The sequence below is a fragment of the Bradyrhizobium sp. genome, assembly GCF_049512235.1.
Classification (GTDB): Bacteria; Pseudomonadota; Alphaproteobacteria; order Rhizobiales; family Xanthobacteraceae; genus Bradyrhizobium.
Genome location: NZ_JBEKXH010000741.1, coordinates 1 through 2,674, shown reverse-complemented (window position 1 = coordinate 2,674; position 2,674 = coordinate 1). Strand labels below are relative to the sequence as shown.

At 63.1% G+C, this 2,674-nt stretch carries 3 protein-coding genes; all 3 read right to left on the bottom strand.

Annotated features, from left to right (window positions below):
- The coding region (locus tag ABSG20_RS34680; RefSeq protein WP_423868940.1) for a hypothetical protein at positions 1-530 on the bottom strand (530 nt) is incomplete at its 3' end.
- Positions 531-617: 87 nt separating this feature from the next.
- Positions 618-2,021, bottom strand: coding sequence for a dihydrolipoyl dehydrogenase (gene lpdA, locus ABSG20_RS34675; protein ID WP_423868939.1), 1,404 nt, complete (start codon positions 2,019-2,021; stop codon positions 618-620).
- Between the two features lie 71 nt (positions 2,022-2,092).
- On the bottom strand, positions 2,093-2,674 hold a 582-nt coding region (locus ABSG20_RS34670; protein WP_423868938.1), incomplete at its 5' end, for an SDR family oxidoreductase.

The following is a 2,674-nucleotide window of genomic DNA, read 5'->3' as shown; positions in this document are numbered from 1 at the left end:
TACCGCGCCCCATGCACGCTCTTGCGGAAGCGCTGGATCAGCCGCAGCGTGCGCAATGACCAGCCGTCCCTGCTGCCGCGCAATGCCTGCTTGATCCGCAGCTGGATCGGCTCGACCAGCGCGGTGGCCTTGGCGCGCAGCGCGATGACGAAGTCATAGAGCTTTTCGAACCAGGGCATTTCCAGCAGTTTTGGCCGCGTCACGTCGAATACGAAAGCTGCGACGCCGACACCGAGGCATTTTGCGAAGATGATGAGCAGGACGGCGCTGATCCAGTATTCATGCATGAGCAGCCATAGGCCTACCAGCTTCAGTGGGAACAGCGGGATCACCGGGACGAAAAACACGATCAGCGTCATCGCCGGCGACAGCGTATCGACGCGCTCGGCGAGCCAAAGCTTGAAGGCGCGCAGCGGAATGCGTGCCACCCCCCACGCCACGACAGGCTCAAGATGATCCCACAGCCAGGCCTCGATCAGGAAGATGACCGCAAGCAGAACCCAGAAAGGCTGAAGTAGGCGGCGCATCATGTTTCCGTGTCCGGCGCGGTGGCTTTAAACGGAAGTTGCTATGCAACTTCCGTTTAGAAGTTTACCACCATCCGGCCTGGAGGTGGATCACATATGGATGGCGCGCTTTGCTACCGCAAGCGCGGCTTCCTTGACGGCTTCCGAACGGGTCGGATGGGCGTGGCAGGTGCGCGCCAGATCCTCGGCGGAGCCACCAAACTCCATCAATACGGCGGCTTCGTGGATCATTTCGCCGGCCTCTCGGCCGACGATATGCACGCCAAGCACCCGATCGGTCTTCGCATCTGCGAGAACCTTAACGAATCCTTCCGTGGTCTGATTGACCTTGGAGCGGCCATTGGCGGTGAACGGGAATTTACCGACGGTATAGGCCACGCCCGACTGCTTCAGCTCTTCCTCGGTCTTGCCGACCGAGGCCACTTCCGGCGTCGTGTATACGACGCCAGGAATGACGTCGTAGTTAACATGCCCGGCCTGGCCGGCGAGAATCTCCGCGGCCGCGACGCCCTCGTCTTCCGCCTTGTGGGCCAGCATCGGTCCGGCAACCACGTCGCCGATGGCGTAGACGCCTTTCACGGTGGTGGCAAAATGCGCGTCGATCTGGACCCGGCCGCGGCCGTCGAGCGCAACGCCGGCCTCCTTCAGGCCGAGCCCCTCGGTGTAGGGGACACGACCGATCGCCACCAGCACGACGTCGGCTTCCAGGGTCTCCGCAACGCCGCCCGCGGCCGGCTCGATCTGCGCAACCAGCCTGTTGCGCGAGGTATCGACGCCGGTGACCTTGGCCCCGAGCTTGAACACAAAGCCCTGCTTTTCGAGAATGCGCTGGAATTGCCTTGCAACTTCACCGTCCATGCCCGGCAGGATGCGGTCGAGAAATTCCACCACGGTGACCGCGGCGCCGAGCCGATGCCAGACCGAGCCGAGTTCCAGCCCGATCACCCCGGCGCCCACGATCAACAGTTTCTCGGGCACCTTGTCGAGCGAGAGTGCCCCGGTCGAGGACACAATGCGCCGCTCGTCGATCTCGATGCCCTTGAGGCGGGCGACATCGGAGCCGGTGGCGATGATGATGTTCCTGGTCTCCACCAGTTGCGCCTTGCCGTCGTCGCCCGTGACCTCGACCTTGCCGGTACCGAGAATCCGGCCCTTGCCGACAATGACGTCGATCTTGTTTTTCTTCATCAGGAACTCGACGCCCTTGACGTTGCCGTCGATGCCCTGCTGCTTGAAATTCATCATCGAAGGCAGATCGAGCTGCGGAGCGGCGACACTGACGCCCATCTTCGCAAACGAATGCCCAGCCTCCTCGAACATTTCGGAGGCGTAGAGCAGCGCCTTCGACGGCATGCATCCGATGTTGAGGCAGGTGCCGCCGAGGGTCGCGTTCTTCTCGACCACGGCGACCTTCATGCCGAGTTGCGCCGCGCGTATCGCGCAGACATATCCGCCGGGACCGGTGCCGATGACGACGAGATCGTAACTAGCCATATTGAAACGTTCCGTAGCTGATGGGTGTGACAGGCGTTAGCGGCCGCCCGAGACGTCGAGGATGGCGCTGGTTAGCGGCCGCCCGAGACGTCGAGGATGGCGCTGGTGACGTAGGAGGCCTCGTCCGACATCAGCCAGACGATGGCGTTGGCGATCTCCTCGGCGCTGCCGACGCGCTTCATCGGCACCAGATGGCTGAGCCGGTGGGCGCGGTCGGGATCGCCGCCCGAGGCATGCAGTTCGGTATCGATCAGGCCGGGCCGGATCGCCGCCACGCGAATGCCCTCGCCGGCGACTTCGTAACCCAGACCGATGGTGAAGGAATCGATGGCGCCTTTGGAGGCGGCGTAATCGACATAGGTATTGGGTGCGCCGAGTTTAGCGGCGACCGACGACAGATTGACGATGACCCCGCCCTTGCCGCCGTGGCGGGTCGACATCCGCTTCACCGCCTCGCGCGCGCACAGTATACTGCCGGTGACGTTGACCTGCATCATGCGCGCGATCCGATCCGCGGAGATTTCGTCGAGCCGCGAGGTGGTCCCGACGATGCCGGCATTGTTGACCAGCGCGCCCAGCGTTCCGAACGCATCGGCAGCCTTGAACAGCGCCAGGATATCGCTCTCGTTACCGACATCGCACTTTACCGCGAT